The following is a 16,062-nucleotide window of genomic DNA, read 5'->3' as shown; positions in this document are numbered from 1 at the left end:
GAGCGGTACCCGGGGCGGGATGGAGACGGCGGTCTTGGTAGCGATGCTGTCGGTGGTGCTTGGTGCGGTGGTGCGTTGCGATGCGTTGTCGTTGTGGAGGACGTGCCCGGAGCGGGAACGGTTCATGCCTGCCGCCGTCGAAGACCGACCTTCACTCGAACGTGTTATCGAACGCTCGTGCGAGGTGCGCGTAGCATAAGCCACGACGAGCGTGGAGCAATAGCCCCAGCCCACGCACCGGTAGCCTGCATCCCGGCAGCATTCCTGCCATGGTGCCTTGGCCCCCGGGTCGGAGGCCAGGGAAGGGGCTCTTGTTCGCAGCCAGCGGAAGTCGGCATGAGTTCCGTCACTCCGAACGCCCAGTCCCGGACCGCAGGCGAGTAACTGAAGTACCTGAAGTAGCTGAAGCAGTGCCAGTAGCCGAAGTGACCGAAATGACCGAAGGTTCAGAAGGTTAAGGAGCAGGACCGCGTGACCGCCGAACAGACCGTGCCCGCCAGTGCCCAGCAGGACGGCTCCAACTACACCGCGCGGCACCTCCTCGTCCTCGAGGGTCTCGAAGCGGTCCGCAAGCGCCCCGGCATGTACATCGGCTCCACCGACAGCCGAGGCCTGACCCACTGCCTGTGGGAGATCATCGACAACGCCGTGGACGAGTCCCTGGCCGGCTTCTGCGACCACATCGACGTGCTGCTGCACGGCGACGGCTCGGTCGAGGTCCGCGACAACGGCCGAGGCATCCCGGTCGACGTCGAGCCGAAGACGGGTCTGTCCGGCGTCGAGGTCGTCATGACCAAGCTGCACGCCGGCGGCAAGTTCGGCGGCGGCTCCTACGCCGCCTCCGGCGGCCTCCACGGCGTCGGCGCGTCCGTCGTCAACGCCCTGTCCTCCCGTCTCGACGTCGAGGTGGATCGCGGCGGCCACGTCCACGCGCTCAGCTTCCGCCGCGGCACGCCCGGCTCGTTCAAGGGCGAGGGCCCGGACGCGGCGTTCACGCCGGGCAGCACGCTGGACAAGAGCCGCAAGGCCCCGCGCGGCAAGACCGGCACCCGCGTCCGCTACTGGGCGGACCGGCAGATCTTCCTCAAGGACGCCAAGCTCTCCCTGGAGAACCTGCACAACCGCGCCCGGCAGACCGCCTTCCTGGTGCCCGGCCTGACGATCGTGGTCCGGGACGAGCGCGGCGTCGACGGCGCGCCCGTGGACGAGCAGGTGTTCCGTTTCGACGGCGGCGTCGCCGAGTTCTGCGACTTCCTGGCGCCCGACAAGCCGGTCTGCGACACGCTGCGCTTCACCGGGCAGGGCACCTTCAAGGAGACCGTGCCCGTCCTCGACGAGCTCGGCCACATGACTCCGACGGAGGTCGTGCGGGAGCTCGGCGTCGACATCGCGCTGCGTTGGGGCACCGGCTACGACAGCACGATCCGCTCCTTCGTCAACATCATCTCCACCCCCAAGGGCGGCACCCACGTCGCCGGCTTCGAGCGCTCGCTGACCAAGACCTTCAACGAGGCGCTGCGCGCCGCCAAGCTGCTGCGCGTCGCCGAGGACGACATCACCAAGGACGACGCGCTCGAGGGCCTGACCGCCGTGGTCACCGTGCGGCTCGCCGAGCCGCAGTTCGAGGGGCAGACCAAGGAGGTGCTCGGCACCTCCGCCGCCCAGCGGATCGTGGCGAACGTGGTGGCCAAGGAGCTCAAGGAGTTCCTGACCTCCACCAAGCGCGACGCCAAGGCCCAGGCCCGCACGGTGATGGACAAGGTGGTCGCCGCCGCGCGCACCCGGGTCGCCGCCCGTCAGCACAAGGACGCACAGCGTCGCAAGACCGCGCTGGAGACCTCGTCGCTCCCGGCCAAGCTGGCCGACTGCCGCAGCGACGACGTCGACCGCAGCGAGCTGTTCATCGTCGAGGGAGACTCGGCGCTGGGCACCGCCAAGGTGGCCCGCAACTCCGAGTTCCAGGCGCTGCTGCCGATCCGCGGCAAGATCCTCAACGTGCAGAAGGCGTCCGTCTCGGACATGCTCAAGAACGCCGAGTGCGCGGCGATCATCCAGGTGATAGGGGCCGGCTCGGGCCGCACCTTCGACATCGACCAGGCGCGTTACGGCAAGGTCATCATGATGGCCGACGCCGACGTCGACGGCTCCCACATCCGCTGCCTGCTGCTGACGCTCTTCCAGCGCTACATGCGGCCGATGGTCGAGGCCGGGCGGGTCTTCGCGGCCGTCCCGCCGCTGCACCGGATCGAGCTGACCAACCCGCGCAAGGGCCAGGAGAAGTACATCTACACCTACTCCGACAGCGAGCTGCGCAACACGCTGCTGGAGCTCCAGCGCAAGGGCCAGCGCTGGAAGGACCCGATCCAGCGCTACAAGGGCCTCGGTGAGATGGACGCCGACCAGCTCGCGGAGACCACCATGGACCCGCGCCACCGCGTCCTGCGCCGGATCAACCTCGGCGACCTGGACGCCGCGGAGAAGGTCTTCGACCTGCTGATGGGCAACGACGTCGCGCCGCGCAAGGAGTTCATCGTCGACTCCGCCGCGCTGCTCGACCGCTCCCGCATCGACGTCTGACCTGCGGCGGAGCGAGGGATCCGGGACGGGTCCACCCGGGGGTGGAGAGGCGGCCGCACCGCTTCTCCACCCCCGTCTCCATCCCTGCTCCGAGGTCCGGCGGGCCGCCGCTCCGTAGCTTCGTAGGTGTCGGCGGAACCCCGCCGGAACGCCCGGAGAAGTCGAAGCAGGAGACGATCGAGATGCCCGCCGTTGCCAACGTAGTGCTCATCATCGCGGTGGTCGGATACGTGCTCTTCCGCCAGTTCCAGGCGCGGCGTTGGAACCCGAACCCGCGCAGGCTGCTGGTGGTCCCGGCGGTGCTCGCCTTCATGGCCCTGCGCGACCCGCACCTGCTGGACGCCCACCACCAGGCGCTGTCGGTGGGCTTCCTGGTCGTCGGCGTCCTGGTCGAGATCGGCCTCGGCGCGGCCTGGGGCTTCACCACCAGGGTCTGGGCCGACGCCGACGGCGTGGTCTGGTCGAAGGGGACCACGGCCAGTTTCTTCGCCTGGATCGGCATGATGGCCGTCCGGATCGGCCTCTACGCGGCGGCCGCCGCACTCGGCGTCGCCCAGGGACAGGCCGGGCTGCTGCTCGCGCTGGCCGCGCTGCTGCTGGTCCGCGGAGCCGTGGTGACGTGGCGGGCACGGGAGTTCGCGCCGGCCCCGGCGTACGGTACCTACGGTGGCCCTGCCGGAACGCTCTGAGGAGCCAGGCGCTCCAGGAGACTCGGGGCAGGCCGTGAGCGGCAGGAGTGACGTGGACAGTTGGACGGACTGGCCCTCCCGGGAGGCTCTCTCCCGGGAGGGCCTCACCGTGGGCCGGCGCTGGGTCGGGTGGGCCGGCCGGATCGGCGGCCTGGTCGGCGGGTTGTGGGCGACATTCGCCAACGAGCAGTTGAACGCCCCGCAGACCGCCGTGGTGCTGGTGAACACCGCTCTGGGCGTCTTCGCCTTCATGGGATTCGTCCGCTCGGCGCCGCGGAAGGATTTGCGGCGCAGCCTCGCCTGGCTGACGTTCGCCGTGGTCGAGGCGATCCTGTGCGGGCTGAACCACGCCCCCGTCATGGGCGTCATCTTCATGTGCGCCATCGCGACCGGGTCGATCCAGCGCCTCCCGGTCATCGCGGCCGCGCCGTTCACGCTGCTGAGCACGACCGTCTTCCTCCTGGTCGTCCCGCACGACGTACGGAACTGGGGCAACGCCGTCACCATCCTCGGGCTCGGCATCCTCGGCTATGTCACCCGCCAGGACTGGGAGGCGCGCGCGCAGACGCAGCGCACGCTCTCCCAGGAGCGGGCGCTGCGCACCGCGGAGGCCGAGTCGGCCGCGCTGGCGGAGCGGGCCAGGATCGCGCGGGAGATCCACGACGTGCTGGCCCACAGCCTCTCCGCGCAGCTCGTCCACCTGGAGGCGGCCCGGCTGATGGTGGACGGCGGAGCGGATCGTGAGCAGATCCGCGAGCGGATCGTGGCCGCGCGGCGGATGGCCCAGGACGGCCTGCTGGAGACCAGGGCCTCCCTCTCGGCGCTGCGCGGCGAGTTCACGCCGATCGGGGAGTACCTGGTGAAGCTGACCGGGGAGGAGTCGGCCCGGCTCGAGGTGAGCGGGACGCCGCGCCCGCTCACCGCGGAGGCGGGCGTCGCCGTCCGGCGCACCGCCCAGGAGGCGCTGACCAACGTCCGCAAGCACGCGCCCGGAGCGGTGTGCAGCGTCCGGTTGTCGTACCTGGACGACAGCGTCGAACTCGAGGTGGTGGACGAGGGCGGCACCGGCGGTGGTGAGCTGGCCTCCTCCGGCAGCGGCCTCGGGCTGCTGGGGATGCGGGAGCGCGCGGAGCTGCTCGGCGGCTCGCTGGAGGCGGGGCCCACGTCGGGCGGGTTCCGGGTGCTGTTGCGGATCAAGGGCTGACCGTCCCGTCGGTCCCCTCCCGTGCCCGTGATGTCGGCGACCTTGATTACGATGGGTCAGATGAACGATCAGCCGGTGCGGGTGGTGGTCGCGGACGACCAGCAGGTCGTGCGTGAGGGAATCGTCATGCTGCTGGGGCTGCTCCCGGGCATCGAGGTGGTCGCGGCGGCCGCGGACGGCGAGGAGGCGGTGGCCCTCGTCGCCCGGCACGCGCCGGAGGTGGTGCTGATGGACCTGCGCATGCCGCGGGTCGACGGGGTCGAGGCCACCCGCCGGATCCGGGCCGAGCACCCGGGCACGGCGGTGATCGTGCTGACCACCTACGCGGACGACGACTCGCTCTTCCCGGCGCTCCAGGCGGGGGCCCGCGGCTATCTGACCAAGGACGCGGGCAGCGAGGAGATCGCCCGCGCGATCCGCGACGTGCGGTCGGGCGCGGCCGGGCTGTCGCCGCAGGTGCAGGCCCGGCTGCTGGAGCGGCTTTCGGCGGGGGAGCCGCCGATGCCTCCGGCATCACCGCCGACATCAGAGTCCGTGGCACAGTCGGCATCGCAGCCCACGTCTCAGCCCACGTCTCAGCCCACGTCTCAGCCGACGTCTCAGCCCGTGTCACGGCCCGCGCCCGGTACGTCGGGTCCGGCGTCGGCGGCGTTGCCCGACGGCCTGACGGCCCGTGAGGCGGAGGTGCTGGGCCTGATCGCGGCGGGGCTGTCCAACCAGGAGATCGCCGCGCGGCTCTTCGTCAGCGTCGCCACGGTGAAGACCCACATCAACAACCTCTTCGCCAAGACGGGGGTGCGCGATCGGGCCCAGGCGGTCGGGTACGCGTACAAGCACGGACTCCATCACCTGATGGGGTGAACGTCCGTACACCGGACCACAAGGGTCGGTTGGGCTCCCCATTCTTGTGACGTGAGTCCTCAAGAACTGGCCGCCGAGTCGTCGGCCGAACAACTGTCGACGGCTGAGCCGTCGAGGGCGCCGGGGGAAGAATCCTTCGACTGGTGGTCGGCGCCCACCGAGGCGCGGGAGAGACAGGAACAGCGGCGGGAGAGCGAGCCCCCAGGCGAGGACGCGGAGGCGGGCGAGGGCGCGGAGCCGGTCGGCCACGCCGAGGAGCTGGGCGTCGACGCCCGGTCGGGCGACGGCATCGCGCGGTCCGAGGCCGGAGTTGCCGACGCCCACGCCGACGCCCGCGCCGACGCCGACGCTCGCACCGCTGCCGATCAGGCCGTCATCTACCGGGCCGTCCACGAGAGCCCGGAGTTCCGGGAGATCCGCACCCGGTACCGGCGGTTCGTGCTGCCCGCCACCGCCGCCTTCCTGCTGTGGTACCTGCTGTACGTCGTCCTGGCCGTCTCCGCGCCGCAGTTGATGGCGCGTCCGATCGCGGGACCGCTCAACACCGCATGGCTGCTGGGGCTGCTCCAGTTCGCCAGCACCTTCCTGCTCGCCTGGCTGTACGCCCGGCACGCCCGCGCCCATCGGGACCGCGCCGCGCTCGGCCTGCGCTGGGAGACCCAGGACCGACTCCGGTGAGGCCGCCGCGGAGCGCGGCAGGCCCCACCAGGGAGGATTGACCATGGCCGCTGGCCTTTTCGTGTTCGTCGTCCTGGTGACGCTGGGCATCACCTTCTGGGCCGGTCGGCGCAGCCGCGCCGCGGAGGACTTCTACGCCGCGGGGCGCGACTTCAGCCCGCTGCAGAACGGTTTCGCCATCAGCGGCGACTACATGTCGGCCGCGTCCTTCCTCGGCGTGACCGGGCTGATCGCGCTGTACGGCTACGACGGGCTGCTCTACACCATCGGCTTCATGGTGGCCTGGCTGCTGGTGCTGATGCTGGTCGCCGAGCTGGTCCGCAACTGCGGCCGCTACACGCTGGCCGACGTGCTGACGATGCGCAGGCGCGAGCGTCCGGTCCGGGTGGCCGCCGGGGTCTCCGGGATCGTGATCTCGCTGCTCTATCTCCTCGGGCAGATGGTGGGCGCGGGAACACTGGTCTCGTTGCTGCTGGACCTGCACTCCTCGGGTGCGCGGGCCGGGTCGATCGTCGGGGTCGGCGTGCTCATGGTCTTCTATGTGACGGTGGGCGGAATGAAGGCCACCACGTGGATCCAGATCGTCAAGTGCGTTCTCCTGCTGAGCGGAACGCTTCTGCTGACGGTCCTGGTGCTGCTCCGCTTCCATGGGGACGTCGGCTCGCTGATGCGCTCCGCCGCCCAGGGCAGCGGCCACGGGGCGGCCTACCTGCTGCCGGGCCTGCGCTTCGGGCACGGGCTGACCGAACAACTCGACTTCGTCAGCCTCGGCCTGGCGTTGGTGCTTGGCACGGCGGGGCTGCCGCACATCCTCTCCCGCTTCTACACCGTCCCGACCGCGCGAGCCGCGCGGCGCTCGGTGATGTGGGCGATCGGCCTGGTCGGGGCGTTCTACCTGATGACGATCGTGCTCGGCCTCGGCGCCTCGGCCGTCATCGGAGCGCCCGCGATCGAGGCGGCCAACAGCGCGGGCAACACAGCCGTCCCGCAACTGGCCGACTCGCTGGGCGGAACGGTGCTCTTCGGTGTGACCTCGGCCGTCGCCTTCGCCACCATCCTCGCGGTGGTGGCCGGGCTGACCATGGCCGCGTCCGCCTCCTTCGCCCATGACCTGTGGGCGCACGCGTTCCACCGTCCGGAGAAGCAGCCGCCGAGCGAGCGGCAGGAGGTGGCGGTGGCCAGGATCGCGGCCGTCGTCATCGGCTGTCTCGCGATAGGACTGAGCCTCTACGCGCAGAAGCTGAACGTGGCGACGCTGGTGGCGCTGGCCTTCGCGGTCGCGGCCTCGGCCAATCTGCCGGCGTTGCTGTTCACGCTGTTCTGGCGGCGGTTCACCACGCGCGGCGCGGCCTGGGCGATCTGGGGCGGGCTGCTCCCGGCGCTGGTACTGGTGGTGCTCTCGCCGGTGGTCTCGGGCAATGCGGCTGCGATCTTCCCCACCGAGCACTTCGACTGGTTCCCCTTGCAGAACCCGGGTCTGGTCTCGGTGCCGTGCGGATTCCTGGCCGGTTGGCTGGGCACGGTGACCTCGCGCGATCGGGCGGAAGCCGATGCCTACGCGGAACTGGAGGTCCGGGCGCTCACCGGTGCCGGCGCTGTCTGATCCCAGGACTGATCCCCAGGACAAAACGCCCGGGACTTTGAGCCCATCCGGACTCCGAGCCCGCGTTCCCAGCCCTCGGGCCTCGGGCTACGGGCCCCGCACCCCGCGCTCCGAGCGGGAACGACGGGGCCCCCGGGCGCGACGGGGGAGGCGCGCCCGGGGGCTGACTTCCAGCGTAGCTCCCACCGGCCCCAGGAGTGTGGGAGTTGTGCATTTCTCGCGTTACCGAGGGTTCTGCGCATTCTGCGCACGGTGACAGGGGTAGGCAAGGGCGGCCCCACCAGGCACAATCGCCGGGACATGGGCGTGGCAACGGGGCTTTCGCCCCAGTTCACCCCGGTCGGAGGCCGACTTGTTCTCGCGTCGCAAGCTCTCCGGCCGGATCCTGGTGAGCCAGCTCGCCATCCTCGCCGTCACCAGCGTCATCGGCTTCGTGCTGCTGGCCTTCGCCCAGCGCTCCCAGATCGACCACGTCAACGAGCAGCGTGCGCTCTCCATCGCCCAGATCGCCGCGGCGGACCCGCAGATCGTGACGGCCATGAGCGCCGGGGACCCGGACAAGGGCGCGCACAGCCCGGTCCAGACCGCCGCGACGAGGATCATGAACGCCACGAAGGCCCGCTACGTCGTGGTGATCGACCGTCGGGGTGTCCGGCACTCCCACCCGATCGTGGGGGAGATCGGTCAGACGGTCACCGAGCCCGTGGTGGCCCTCGACGGGAACGATCACTTCTTCATCGACAACGGCTCGCGCGGGCGGTCGGCCAACGCGCGCGTCCCGCTGAGGGACCCCTCGGGACGGATCGTCGGCGAGGTCTCCGTCGGCATCGACGAGCGGGACGTGGTCCACAGCCTGCTCGGTGAAATGTCCGCCTTCGCCCTCTACATCGGCATCGCGCTGGGCGTCGGCGTGCTCGCCTCCTACGCGCTGGCCTGGCGGCTGAAGCGGACCACGTTCGGGCTGGAGCTGGAGGAGATCGCCGGGCTGCTGCAGGACCGCGAGGCGATGCTGCACGGCATCCGCGAGGGCGTGGTCGCCTTCGACCCGAGCGGCCGGGTGAGCGTGGTCAACGACGAGGCCCGACGCCTGCTCGGCCTCGGCACCGCGCTGGGCTCCCGGCTGGAGGACCTGCTGCCCGAGGGGCGCCTGCGACGAGCCCTGGCGGGCGAGCTCGGGCCGGACGAGATCCACGTCCTCACCGACAGCCACTGCTTGGCGATCAACCGCATGCCGGTGGTGCTCCACGGGCGCGCCCTGGGCGCGGTCGTCACCGTCCGGGACCGGACCGAGATCGTCGGCATGCTGCGCGAGCTCGACTCGGTGCGCGGCCTGACCGACGCGCTGCGCGCGCAGCAGCACGAGTTCGCGAACCGGATGCACACCCTCGCCGGCCTGCTGGAGCTCGGCGAGCAGGACCAGGCGCTTGAGTACGCGGTCGAGCTGGCCTCCGCCGACCGGACGCAGGCGGCGGAGATCCGTGAACGGATCGCCAACTCGCTGATGGTGGGCCTGATCGTGGCCAAGTGCACCGTCGCCGCCGAGCGCGGCGTGCGCCTCGCGCTGGACCCGGCGTCCAAGCTCGGCGCCGAGCCGGGCCATCTGCGGCGACTGCTCACCGTCGTCGGCAACCTGCTCGACAACGCCGTCGACGCCGCTGCCGCCCCCGGCCCGACGGTGAGCGGACCGCCCGAGGTCGAGCTGCTGATCCTGGAGACCGCGGACGAGATCACGGTCCGCGTCGCGGACAACGGGCCGGGAGTCGCGGACGAGGCACGTCCGCATATCTTCGAGGACGGCTGGTCGACCCGACCCGACCGGGGCACCGCCCGGCGCGGGCTCGGCCTGGCCATGGTCCACCGGCTGGTCACCCGGCACGGTGGGGAGATCATGGTGAGCGAGGGGGCAGGGGCGGTGTTCACCGTCCGTCTGCCGCTCCCCGACGCCGACCCGGCCCCGCTCGGGGCGGTGTTCGTCTCCGCGCCCCCGGCGCTCGAACCGGAGCCGGGGACCCCGGCCCGCGGGCCGCACGCGGCCGATGCGGTGGGCGTGGGGACCGCGGGAACGCGCCGCCCCCACGGGGGGACACGCACGAACGCGGGAAGAGACACGACGGCAGGACTGGACTCGGGAAGGACGCGGTGGTGATCAGAACCCTGGTCGTGGACGACGACTTCCGGGTGAGCGGCATCCATGCGGCGTATGTCGCCAAGGTGCCCGGCTTCGAGGTCGCCGGGCAGGTGCCGACCGTCGCGGCGGCCGAGGAGGCCGTCCGCACGCTTCAGCCGGAGCTGCTCCTGCTCGACGTCTACCTGCCCGACGGCACCGGTCTCGACCTGCTGCGCCGCCTCGCCGCGCGGCAGCCCGACCCGTCGCTCCCGCAGGCGGGCCGCCCCGACGCCATCATGATCACGGCCGCGCGCGACCTGCACTCGGTGCGCGAGGCGATGCAACTCGGCGCCATCGGTTACCTGGTCAAACCCTTCGGCTTCACCGCGTTCGAACAACGGCTGGTCGCCTACGCCGAGCTGCGGCAGCGGATGGACGCGCTCGTCGACGCGGAGGAGACCGACCAGGCCGACGTCGACGCCCTGTTCAGCGCGGGTCGCTCCGCGCCGCTCCCGGCGGTCCCGCCCAAGGGTCACTCCGCGCCCACGCTCGCCCTGGTCCGCGACGCCGTCCGCGCCGCACGGCGTGACCTCTCCGCCGCCGAGGTCGCCGAACTCACGGGGGTCTCCCGGGCGACGGCGCAGCGCTACCTCTCCTACCTGGTCCGCGAGGGCATGGCCCGCCTCGAACTCCGCTACGGCTCCACCGGCCGACCGGAGCACCGCTACCGGGCGGCCTGACCGCCGGCCGCCGACCCGTCGTCCGGAGCCGTCCCGGTAGTCGCGATGGTGCCGCCGGCGCCCGTGCTTCCGGTCGTGCCGGTAGCGCCGGTAGCGCCGGTGGTGATGGCTGACGCCGCTTCGGGCTTGCTGTGAAGGATGTCGCGGACCTGCTCGGCTGCGCGGAGCATGGTCTCGCTGATGAAGTCGCTGAAGCGGGCGATGTTCTCCAGCCGGGCGGCGGCCGGGGTGTCGCGGCCGAGGACGGCGACGCCCTGCCGTGCGGTCTGGGCGACTTGGGCGATGCCGTGGGCGCCCGCGATGGTCGACTGGTACCAGACGTCCTCGTCGACGATGTAGCGCTCGCGACGGCGTTCGTCGCGTTCGCGGCGGATGAGGCCCTGCTCTTCGAGGAACGTGATCGCCTTGGAGACGGAAGCCGGGCTGACCTGGAGGTGGCGGGCGAGCTCGGACGCGGTCAGGCTGCCGGTGTCCGCGATGAGCAGGCAGGTCAGCACTCGCGCCGTCATCCTCGGCAGGCCCTGGTGCATCAGCAGGGTGGTGAACGTCTCCTCGTACTCGCGTACGGCCTCGTCGTCGCGTCCGTGTCCCCGCGCCTCCGGCGGGCGGGGCGTGGCGGGCTTGCGTCGGCGGGCGCGCTGTTCGGTGGCGCGGTGGGCCAGGTCGGCGCGGTAGGCGTTGGGGCCGCCGTTGCGGTCCACCTCGCGCGTGATGGTCGAGGTGGGGCGGTCGAGGCGTCGCGCGATCTCCGCGTAGGCGAGGTCGTCGGCCAGGCCCAGCGCGATCTGCTGGCGTTCCTGCTGGGTGAGTCTGCCTCCCGACAACGCGGTCTCCTATTCCCGTGGTTCTTCTCCGTGCTTCCCTGCCGCTCGTCAGCATAGCGTTCACGCTCACCTCAGTGCAACGATCGTCGCCATGCTCATTGCGTTAAATCTATACTCGCTGCAACGAAATATGAGGTATGACCTGCATCGATGCTGGTTAGATGCAACAAGCTTGTTGCCAAATCCATGAACGCAACGTAGCGTTCTCAATGTCAGAAACGACGAGCGCACATCACAGGAGAGAACGATGCAGAAGTTCGCCACCCTCGCCCCGGTCTCCGCCGTCGTCGAGATCGCCGCCGGGCGCATCCAGGTCATCGCAGCCGACCGGGCCGACACCACCGTCGAGGTCCGCGCCTTCGACGCCGCGAAGGGCCGTGACGTGAAGGCGGCCGAACAGACCGTCGTCGAGTTCGCCGACGGCGTCCTGCGGATCCGGGCCGCCGAGCCGAAGAACCAGTACTTCGGTCCGACCGGGGCGGTGGAGGTCACCGTGCAGGTGCCCGCCGGCTCCAGCCTCGAGGCCCGCACCGCCTCCTGCGAGCTCCGCGGGGTCGGTCGCCTCGGCGACATCGTCTTCGAGGGCGCGTACCGACAGATCAAGATCGACGAGGCCGCCGGCGTCCGCCTCACCGCGGTCGACGGCGACGTCGAGGTCGGCCGCCTCGGCGGCCCGGCGCAGATCAGCACCGCCCGGGGCAGCATCAAGATCGGCGAGGCGGCGGGCGGCGCGGTCGTGCTCCACACCCAGATGGGCGACATCTCGGTCGGAGCCGCCGCCGGCGTCTCGGCCTCCCTGGACGCCGGCACCGGCCACGGGCGCGTCAGCAACTCCCTCAAGAACGACGGCACCACCGCACTCGACATCCGCGCCACCACCGGCCACGGCGACATCACCGCCCGCAGCCTCTGACAGAGCGGAACCGGGCCCGTCCGGCCGGGTCCACGGCACGTCGCCGACGACCCGGCCGGCCCTCCGGAGCCCAGCGCCACCCCGCACCACCCCAGCACGACCCCGCTCGACCAGCACGACGAACGCGACCAACACGACCTGGGGGACCACATGACGAACAACAGCACGCCCTCGACCGACGCGACGTGGACCGGCATGGTGCCGGTCGAGGACACGGCCCTGGCCGTCACCGACACCGGCGGCCCCGGCATCCCGGTGGTCTACCTGAACGGCCAGTTCGCCACGCAGGGGTACTGGCGGCGCGTCATCACCGAACTGGGCTCAGGGTGGCGGCACATCACCTACGACGAGCGGGCCCGTGGCCGGAAGTCGCAGCGCTCGAAGGACTACTCCTTCGAGGCCGCCGTCCGCGACGTCGACGCCGTCCTCGCCGCCCGGGGTGTGGACCGGGCGGTGGTGGTGGGCTGGTCCTACGGCGCGCTGGTCGCCGCCCACTGGGCCCGGCGGAACCCCGAGCGCGCTCTGGGCGCGGTCCTGGTCGACGGCGCCTACCCCTACGACTGGCTCGACGAGGCCATGGAGCTGCGGATTCGCAAGCTCTTCCGCCGTATGGGCTGGTTCACCCCGCTGCTGCGCCCGACGGGGATCACGCCGCGGATGACCGCCGAGCAGCAGGCGATGAGCAACATCGAGCTCGGCAGGCTCTCCCGCGAGAGCGAACTCGGCCCCGTGCTCGACGACATCACTGTGCCGGTGCGCTACGTGGTCGCCTCGGGTGCGTCCTTCGGGAGCCATGGGGACGAGCAGGAGCAGATCCGCACCAGCCTTGCCACGGTGACCGCCCGCAACCCGAACATCCGCAGCACGAAGGTCGCGTCCAACCACGGCGCGATCCTGAAGAAGGACTTCGGCGCCGTGAGCGAGGCCGTTCGCGAGGTCGCCGCCTCCGACGGCGGCGGGCGTTGAAGGCAGTAGCCGACGACCCGCAGACCCAGACCCCCGCGCGTGGGCACGCGGGCACGTGACACGTGGGCGCGTGCGCACGTGGCGACGGTCGCGACGCGATCAGGTGGCGGTCGCGGCCAGGGGGCCGAGGGAGACCACGTCGTAGCGGTCGGGGGTGGTGGGCGCCTTCAGGCAGCTCTCCGGGCGGGCCGGGGAGGCGGCGGAGCGGCGGACCTCGGCCTGCCAGGCCCGGCCGTCGGTGTGGCGGACCTGGACGGACCAGGTGTCCGCGGTGACGGGGTCCGGGGTCTGGGTGACCGTCAGCGCCTCGGCCCCGTCGACCGCGTAGTTCTGGCGGACCGCCAGTTCCGCGGCCTGGCCGGGGCGGTCCCAGAAGGAACGGCCGCGGCAGAACTCCGCGACGACGCGGCCGTGGTGGGTCGCCTCCAGGACCTCCTTGGCGTCGGGCGGGGTCAGCCGGCCGTAGGTGAAGCCGTAGGGAAGGACCAGCATGGTCGGGGCGAAGCGGTGGCCGCCGAGGTGGGTGACCTCCCAGACCTGGGCGTGGCCGGCCGCGGCGAGTTCGCTCGCGAGCGGGCGGCCGAGCAGGGCGCAGCAGCGGTCGCGGCGGCCGTTGGTGCAGACGAGGGCGAGCGGGTCCCCTGCGTAGGGGGTCCCGAAGCCGCCGTGCTCGCCCGCGCCGATCGCGGCGAAGTCGAGGTCGCGCAGCGCGTGCGGGTCGGCGAGGTGGGCGGTGCGGACCCAGCTGCGGCCCGGGGCGGTGTGGGCGAGGTAGACGGCGCGCTCACCGGTCGGCGGGCGGTCGGCGTGCTTGCCGGGGCGGCGGATCAACGCGATCTCGACACCTGTGCCGCGGGTGAGCTCCTGCAGTTCGCGCCCGAGCTCGGGGTGGAAGTGGCTCTCGGTGAGCGCGCGCGGCCCCCACGGGCCGGACTGCTCGATCAGCAGCCAGGCGGCGGCCCGCGGTGCACTGCCGGCCAGCGGTTCGGCCAGCTCCTCCGACACTCTCGCACAGATGCTCACCAGGCAAGGTTAGCCTTACCAACATCACCACTGTCCAGCCGAGCGGCACCCACTGAGAGCCGCCTCAGAGCCGGCCCGTACCGGACCGGCCCTGTACCGGACCCAGGGCGGCCAGGATCAGGCCGGGACCGAGCCGGGATCAGGCGAGCGGGTTCGGCACCTCCGTCCACTCGTCCCCGGCCGGTCGGCCGTCCAGCCGCATCAGGGTCAGTGCCTTGACCGGCAGCGGCTCTTCGAGCAGCGCGCGGCGGTCCGCGGGGTCGTGCAGCAGTTCGGCCGCCGCGCGTCGCGCCTCGGCGGCGATCACCCGCCACAGGCGGTCCTCGACCTGGCGGTCGCCTCCGCCGAATCCGGAGACCAGGCCGCCGAAGGCGCTGCCGACCAGTGATCCGAGCAGCTTGCGGCGCAGCACCACCGGGTCGTCGCTGATGACGTGCCCGGTGACGGGCGCGTTCGGCGTGGGGCCGCCGAGCCGGGCGCGACGGGCCAGACGCTCCGGGCTGACCCGGACGTCGTTCAGGTCCCGGTACACCAGCCGGACCGGGCGGTCGCCGAGGTCCAGCACGAGCAGCAGGTTCTGCCCGTGCGCCTCCAGCGCGACGCCGCCGTCCCAGAGCGTCAGCAACGGCGGCCAGGTGAGCCGCGCGAAGACGCCGAGCCAGGCGGCCGGATCCTCCGTCTTCAGCGGATGGGCGGCCAGGGCGGCCAGGGGAACGACGCGCTCGCCGGGCCGCAGGCCGGCCGCCGGGGACTCACGGACGATCGCCGCGAGGTCGGCGCAGGGCTCGCCGTCGACCAGGGCGGCGGCCGCCGCCAGGTTGCGGGTGATCCGCAGGGAGCCGTCCAGGGGCGCGACCACGTGCTCCAGCAGGGCGGAGATCGCGGGCGCGTTGCGCACCGAGCCGCCGGAGATGTCCCGGACGGCCGAGGTCATGCGCAGGGAGAGCGAGGTCTTCAGATGGGGGCCGCCGTCCAGCGGGGCCAGGGTGCGGACGGACATCAGCGGCGCGGCGGAGAGCGTGCGGCCGGTGGGCGTGAAGCCGAGGCCCGGCAGCACCTCCCTAGCCTGCCAGGGATGGACGGGCAGCAGCGTCCCGCCTCGGTCGTCGCGCAGCGAAGCGGGCCAGGCGCCGACGGCGAGCGCCCGCCGCGCCGGCAGCGCGAGTAGTTCCAGCGCGACGTCAGCGCCGTGTTCGGGGGCGAAGGCGAGCTGGTCGGCGACGGTGAAGCCGGGACGGCTGCGGCAGCACGGGTGGTAGGGGTGCCCGTCGACGATCGACCGCTCGGCCGCCTCCAGCGAACCGGCTGCGCCTAGCGAACCGGCTGCGCCTAGCGAACCGGCTGCGCCTAGCGAACCGGCTGCGCCTAGCGAACCGGCTGCGCCTAGCGAACCGGCTGCGCCAGCGAACCGGCTGCGCCTAGCGAACCGGCTGTGCGCAGCGGGCCGGACGCGTCCGCTGGATGATCCGTCGGCAGCGCGCAGGTTCCGGCACGGGAGAGTGCGAGGGAGACCACGCTGTGCTCGATCTCCGCGAGCAGGGTTCCGGCGCCCGGCAGTGACAGGGCCTCCAGCAGCGCGCCCGGGTGGGTGTACGCGGCGCCGTCGAGGTTGACCGTGTAGCCCGCGACCGGCGCGTCGACGTCGTAGAAGCGCCGCTCGGGACCGTTCAGGCTTCGGCGTACGCCGGGCGCGAGCGGCAGCGGCTCGATCTGCAGCGCCCGCCACAGCCGAGCCAGTACCGCCGCGCGGGCGCCGGGCAGGGCGGCGGCGAACGCGGCGTCGAGGTCCGGCCGCACAGAGTGGAGCTCGGCGGCGAAGGCCGACTCGGCGTGGCGGAGTGCGGGCGGCTGCAGGTGGTCCGTGGCGCGCATGAAGG

General features: G+C 72.0%; 14 protein-coding genes. 10 read left to right on the top strand and 4 right to left on the bottom strand.

The features are described 5' to 3' along the window. Nucleotides 1-471 precede the first annotated feature (471 nt). The 8 genes from TR50_RS04585 to TR50_RS04550 all read left to right on the top strand — a co-directional run bounded on the left by TR50_RS04585 (nucleotide 472) and on the right by TR50_RS04550 (nucleotide 10,459). Entirely contained in the window at nucleotides 472-2,577 is a 2,106-nt protein-coding gene (locus TR50_RS04585) for a DNA gyrase/topoisomerase IV subunit B (RefSeq protein ID WP_042414260.1), read from the top strand. A gap of 182 nt (nucleotides 2,578-2,759) precedes the next feature. Continuing rightward, complete coding sequence (locus tag TR50_RS04580) at nucleotides 2,760-3,266, top strand: DUF1453 family protein (RefSeq protein ID WP_042414258.1); 507 nt, start codon at nucleotides 2,760-2,762, stop codon at nucleotides 3,264-3,266. A 52-nt stretch (nucleotides 3,267-3,318) separates the two neighbouring features. Beyond that, nucleotides 3,319-4,470, top strand: a complete 1,152-nt coding sequence (locus TR50_RS04575; RefSeq protein WP_042414255.1) for a sensor histidine kinase — start codon at nucleotides 3,319-3,321, stop codon at nucleotides 4,468-4,470. Between the two features lie 60 nt (nucleotides 4,471-4,530). Then, nucleotides 4,531-5,331 carry a response regulator gene (locus TR50_RS04570; RefSeq protein ID WP_042414252.1) on the top strand — a complete coding sequence of 267 codons (801 nt, stop codon included), beginning with the start codon at nucleotides 4,531-4,533 and terminating at the stop codon, nucleotides 5,329-5,331. A 51-nt stretch (nucleotides 5,332-5,382) separates the two neighbouring features. After that, nucleotides 5,383-6,009 (top strand): DUF485 domain-containing protein, encoded by a 627-nt coding sequence (locus TR50_RS50325; protein WP_052440703.1) that lies wholly within the window; start codon nucleotides 5,383-5,385, stop codon nucleotides 6,007-6,009. A gap of 43 nt (nucleotides 6,010-6,052) precedes the next feature. Next, nucleotides 6,053-7,612: a monocarboxylic acid transporter gene (locus tag TR50_RS04560; protein ID WP_042414248.1), complete on the top strand. Its 1,560-nt coding sequence runs from the start codon at nucleotides 6,053-6,055 to the stop codon at nucleotides 7,610-7,612. Between the two features lie 352 nt (nucleotides 7,613-7,964). Beyond that, nucleotides 7,965-9,758, top strand: coding sequence for an ATP-binding protein (locus TR50_RS04555; RefSeq protein WP_063774989.1), 1,794 nt, complete (start codon nucleotides 7,965-7,967; stop codon nucleotides 9,756-9,758). Beyond that, a complete protein-coding gene (locus TR50_RS04550) occupies nucleotides 9,755-10,459 on the top strand; it encodes a response regulator (RefSeq protein ID WP_042414245.1) in 705 nt (234 codons plus the stop codon). Before TR50_RS04555 ends, TR50_RS04550 begins: the two co-directional genes overlap by 4 nt. Here the strand turns inward: TR50_RS04550 and TR50_RS50320 are convergent. Beyond that, on the bottom strand, nucleotides 10,444-11,283 hold the full coding sequence (locus TR50_RS50320) for a GbsR/MarR family transcriptional regulator (protein WP_084699724.1): 840 nt from the start codon (nucleotides 11,281-11,283) through the stop codon (nucleotides 10,444-10,446). The two genes, TR50_RS04550 and TR50_RS50320, sit on opposite strands and share 16 nt — an antisense overlap. Nucleotides 11,284-11,530: 247 nt before the next feature. On the opposite strand from TR50_RS50320, the gene TR50_RS04540 reads away from it, so the two are divergent. Both TR50_RS04540 and TR50_RS04535 read left to right on the top strand, forming a co-directional pair. Then, nucleotides 11,531-12,196: a DUF4097 family beta strand repeat-containing protein gene (locus TR50_RS04540; protein WP_042414242.1), complete on the top strand. Its 666-nt coding sequence runs from the start codon at nucleotides 11,531-11,533 to the stop codon at nucleotides 12,194-12,196. A 150-nt stretch (nucleotides 12,197-12,346) separates the two neighbouring features. Then, nucleotides 12,347-13,162 carry an alpha/beta fold hydrolase gene (locus tag TR50_RS04535; protein WP_042414238.1) on the top strand — a complete coding sequence of 272 codons (816 nt, stop codon included), beginning with the start codon at nucleotides 12,347-12,349 and terminating at the stop codon, nucleotides 13,160-13,162. A gap of 99 nt (nucleotides 13,163-13,261) precedes the next feature. On the opposite strand, the gene TR50_RS04530 is transcribed toward TR50_RS04535, so the two are convergent. The 3 genes from TR50_RS04530 to TR50_RS48420 all read right to left on the bottom strand — a co-directional run bounded on the left by TR50_RS04530 (nucleotide 13,262) and on the right by TR50_RS48420 (nucleotide 16,057). Beyond that, complete coding sequence (locus TR50_RS04530; protein WP_042414236.1) at nucleotides 13,262-14,185, bottom strand: ferredoxin family protein; 924 nt, start codon at nucleotides 14,183-14,185, stop codon at nucleotides 13,262-13,264. A gap of 139 nt (nucleotides 14,186-14,324) precedes the next feature. Next, nucleotides 14,325-15,482, bottom strand: a complete 1,158-nt coding sequence (locus TR50_RS43915) for an IucA/IucC family protein (RefSeq protein WP_269084781.1) — start codon at nucleotides 15,480-15,482, stop codon at nucleotides 14,325-14,327. A gap of 86 nt (nucleotides 15,483-15,568) precedes the next feature. Next, nucleotides 15,569-16,057: a hypothetical protein gene (locus TR50_RS48420; RefSeq protein ID WP_052440698.1), complete on the bottom strand. Its 489-nt coding sequence runs from the start codon at nucleotides 16,055-16,057 to the stop codon at nucleotides 15,569-15,571. Nucleotides 16,058-16,062: the final 5 nt, after the last annotated feature.

The sequence above is a fragment of the Streptacidiphilus anmyonensis genome, from assembly GCF_000787855.1.
In the GTDB taxonomy this organism is placed as follows: Bacteria; Actinomycetota; Actinomycetes; order Streptomycetales; family Streptomycetaceae; genus Streptacidiphilus; species Streptacidiphilus anmyonensis.
This window is presented reverse-complemented; position numbering and strand designations above follow the sequence as displayed.

Coding starts and splice junctions, on each gene's coding strand:
- TR50_RS04535 (WP_042414238.1), top strand. CDS start 12,347: ATGACGAACAACAGCACGCCCTCGACCGACGCGACGTGGACCGGCATG.
- TR50_RS04570 (WP_042414252.1), top strand. CDS start 4,531: ATGAACGATCAGCCGGTGCGGGTGGTGGTCGCGGACGACCAGCAGGTC.
- TR50_RS48420 (WP_052440698.1), bottom strand. CDS start 16,057: ATGCGCGCCACGGACCACCTGCAGCCGCCCGCACTCCGCCACGCCGAG.
- TR50_RS04540 (WP_042414242.1), top strand. CDS start 11,531: ATGCAGAAGTTCGCCACCCTCGCCCCGGTCTCCGCCGTCGTCGAGATC.
- TR50_RS04560 (WP_042414248.1), top strand. CDS start 6,053: ATGGCCGCTGGCCTTTTCGTGTTCGTCGTCCTGGTGACGCTGGGCATC.
- TR50_RS04580 (WP_042414258.1), top strand. CDS start 2,760: ATGCCCGCCGTTGCCAACGTAGTGCTCATCATCGCGGTGGTCGGATAC.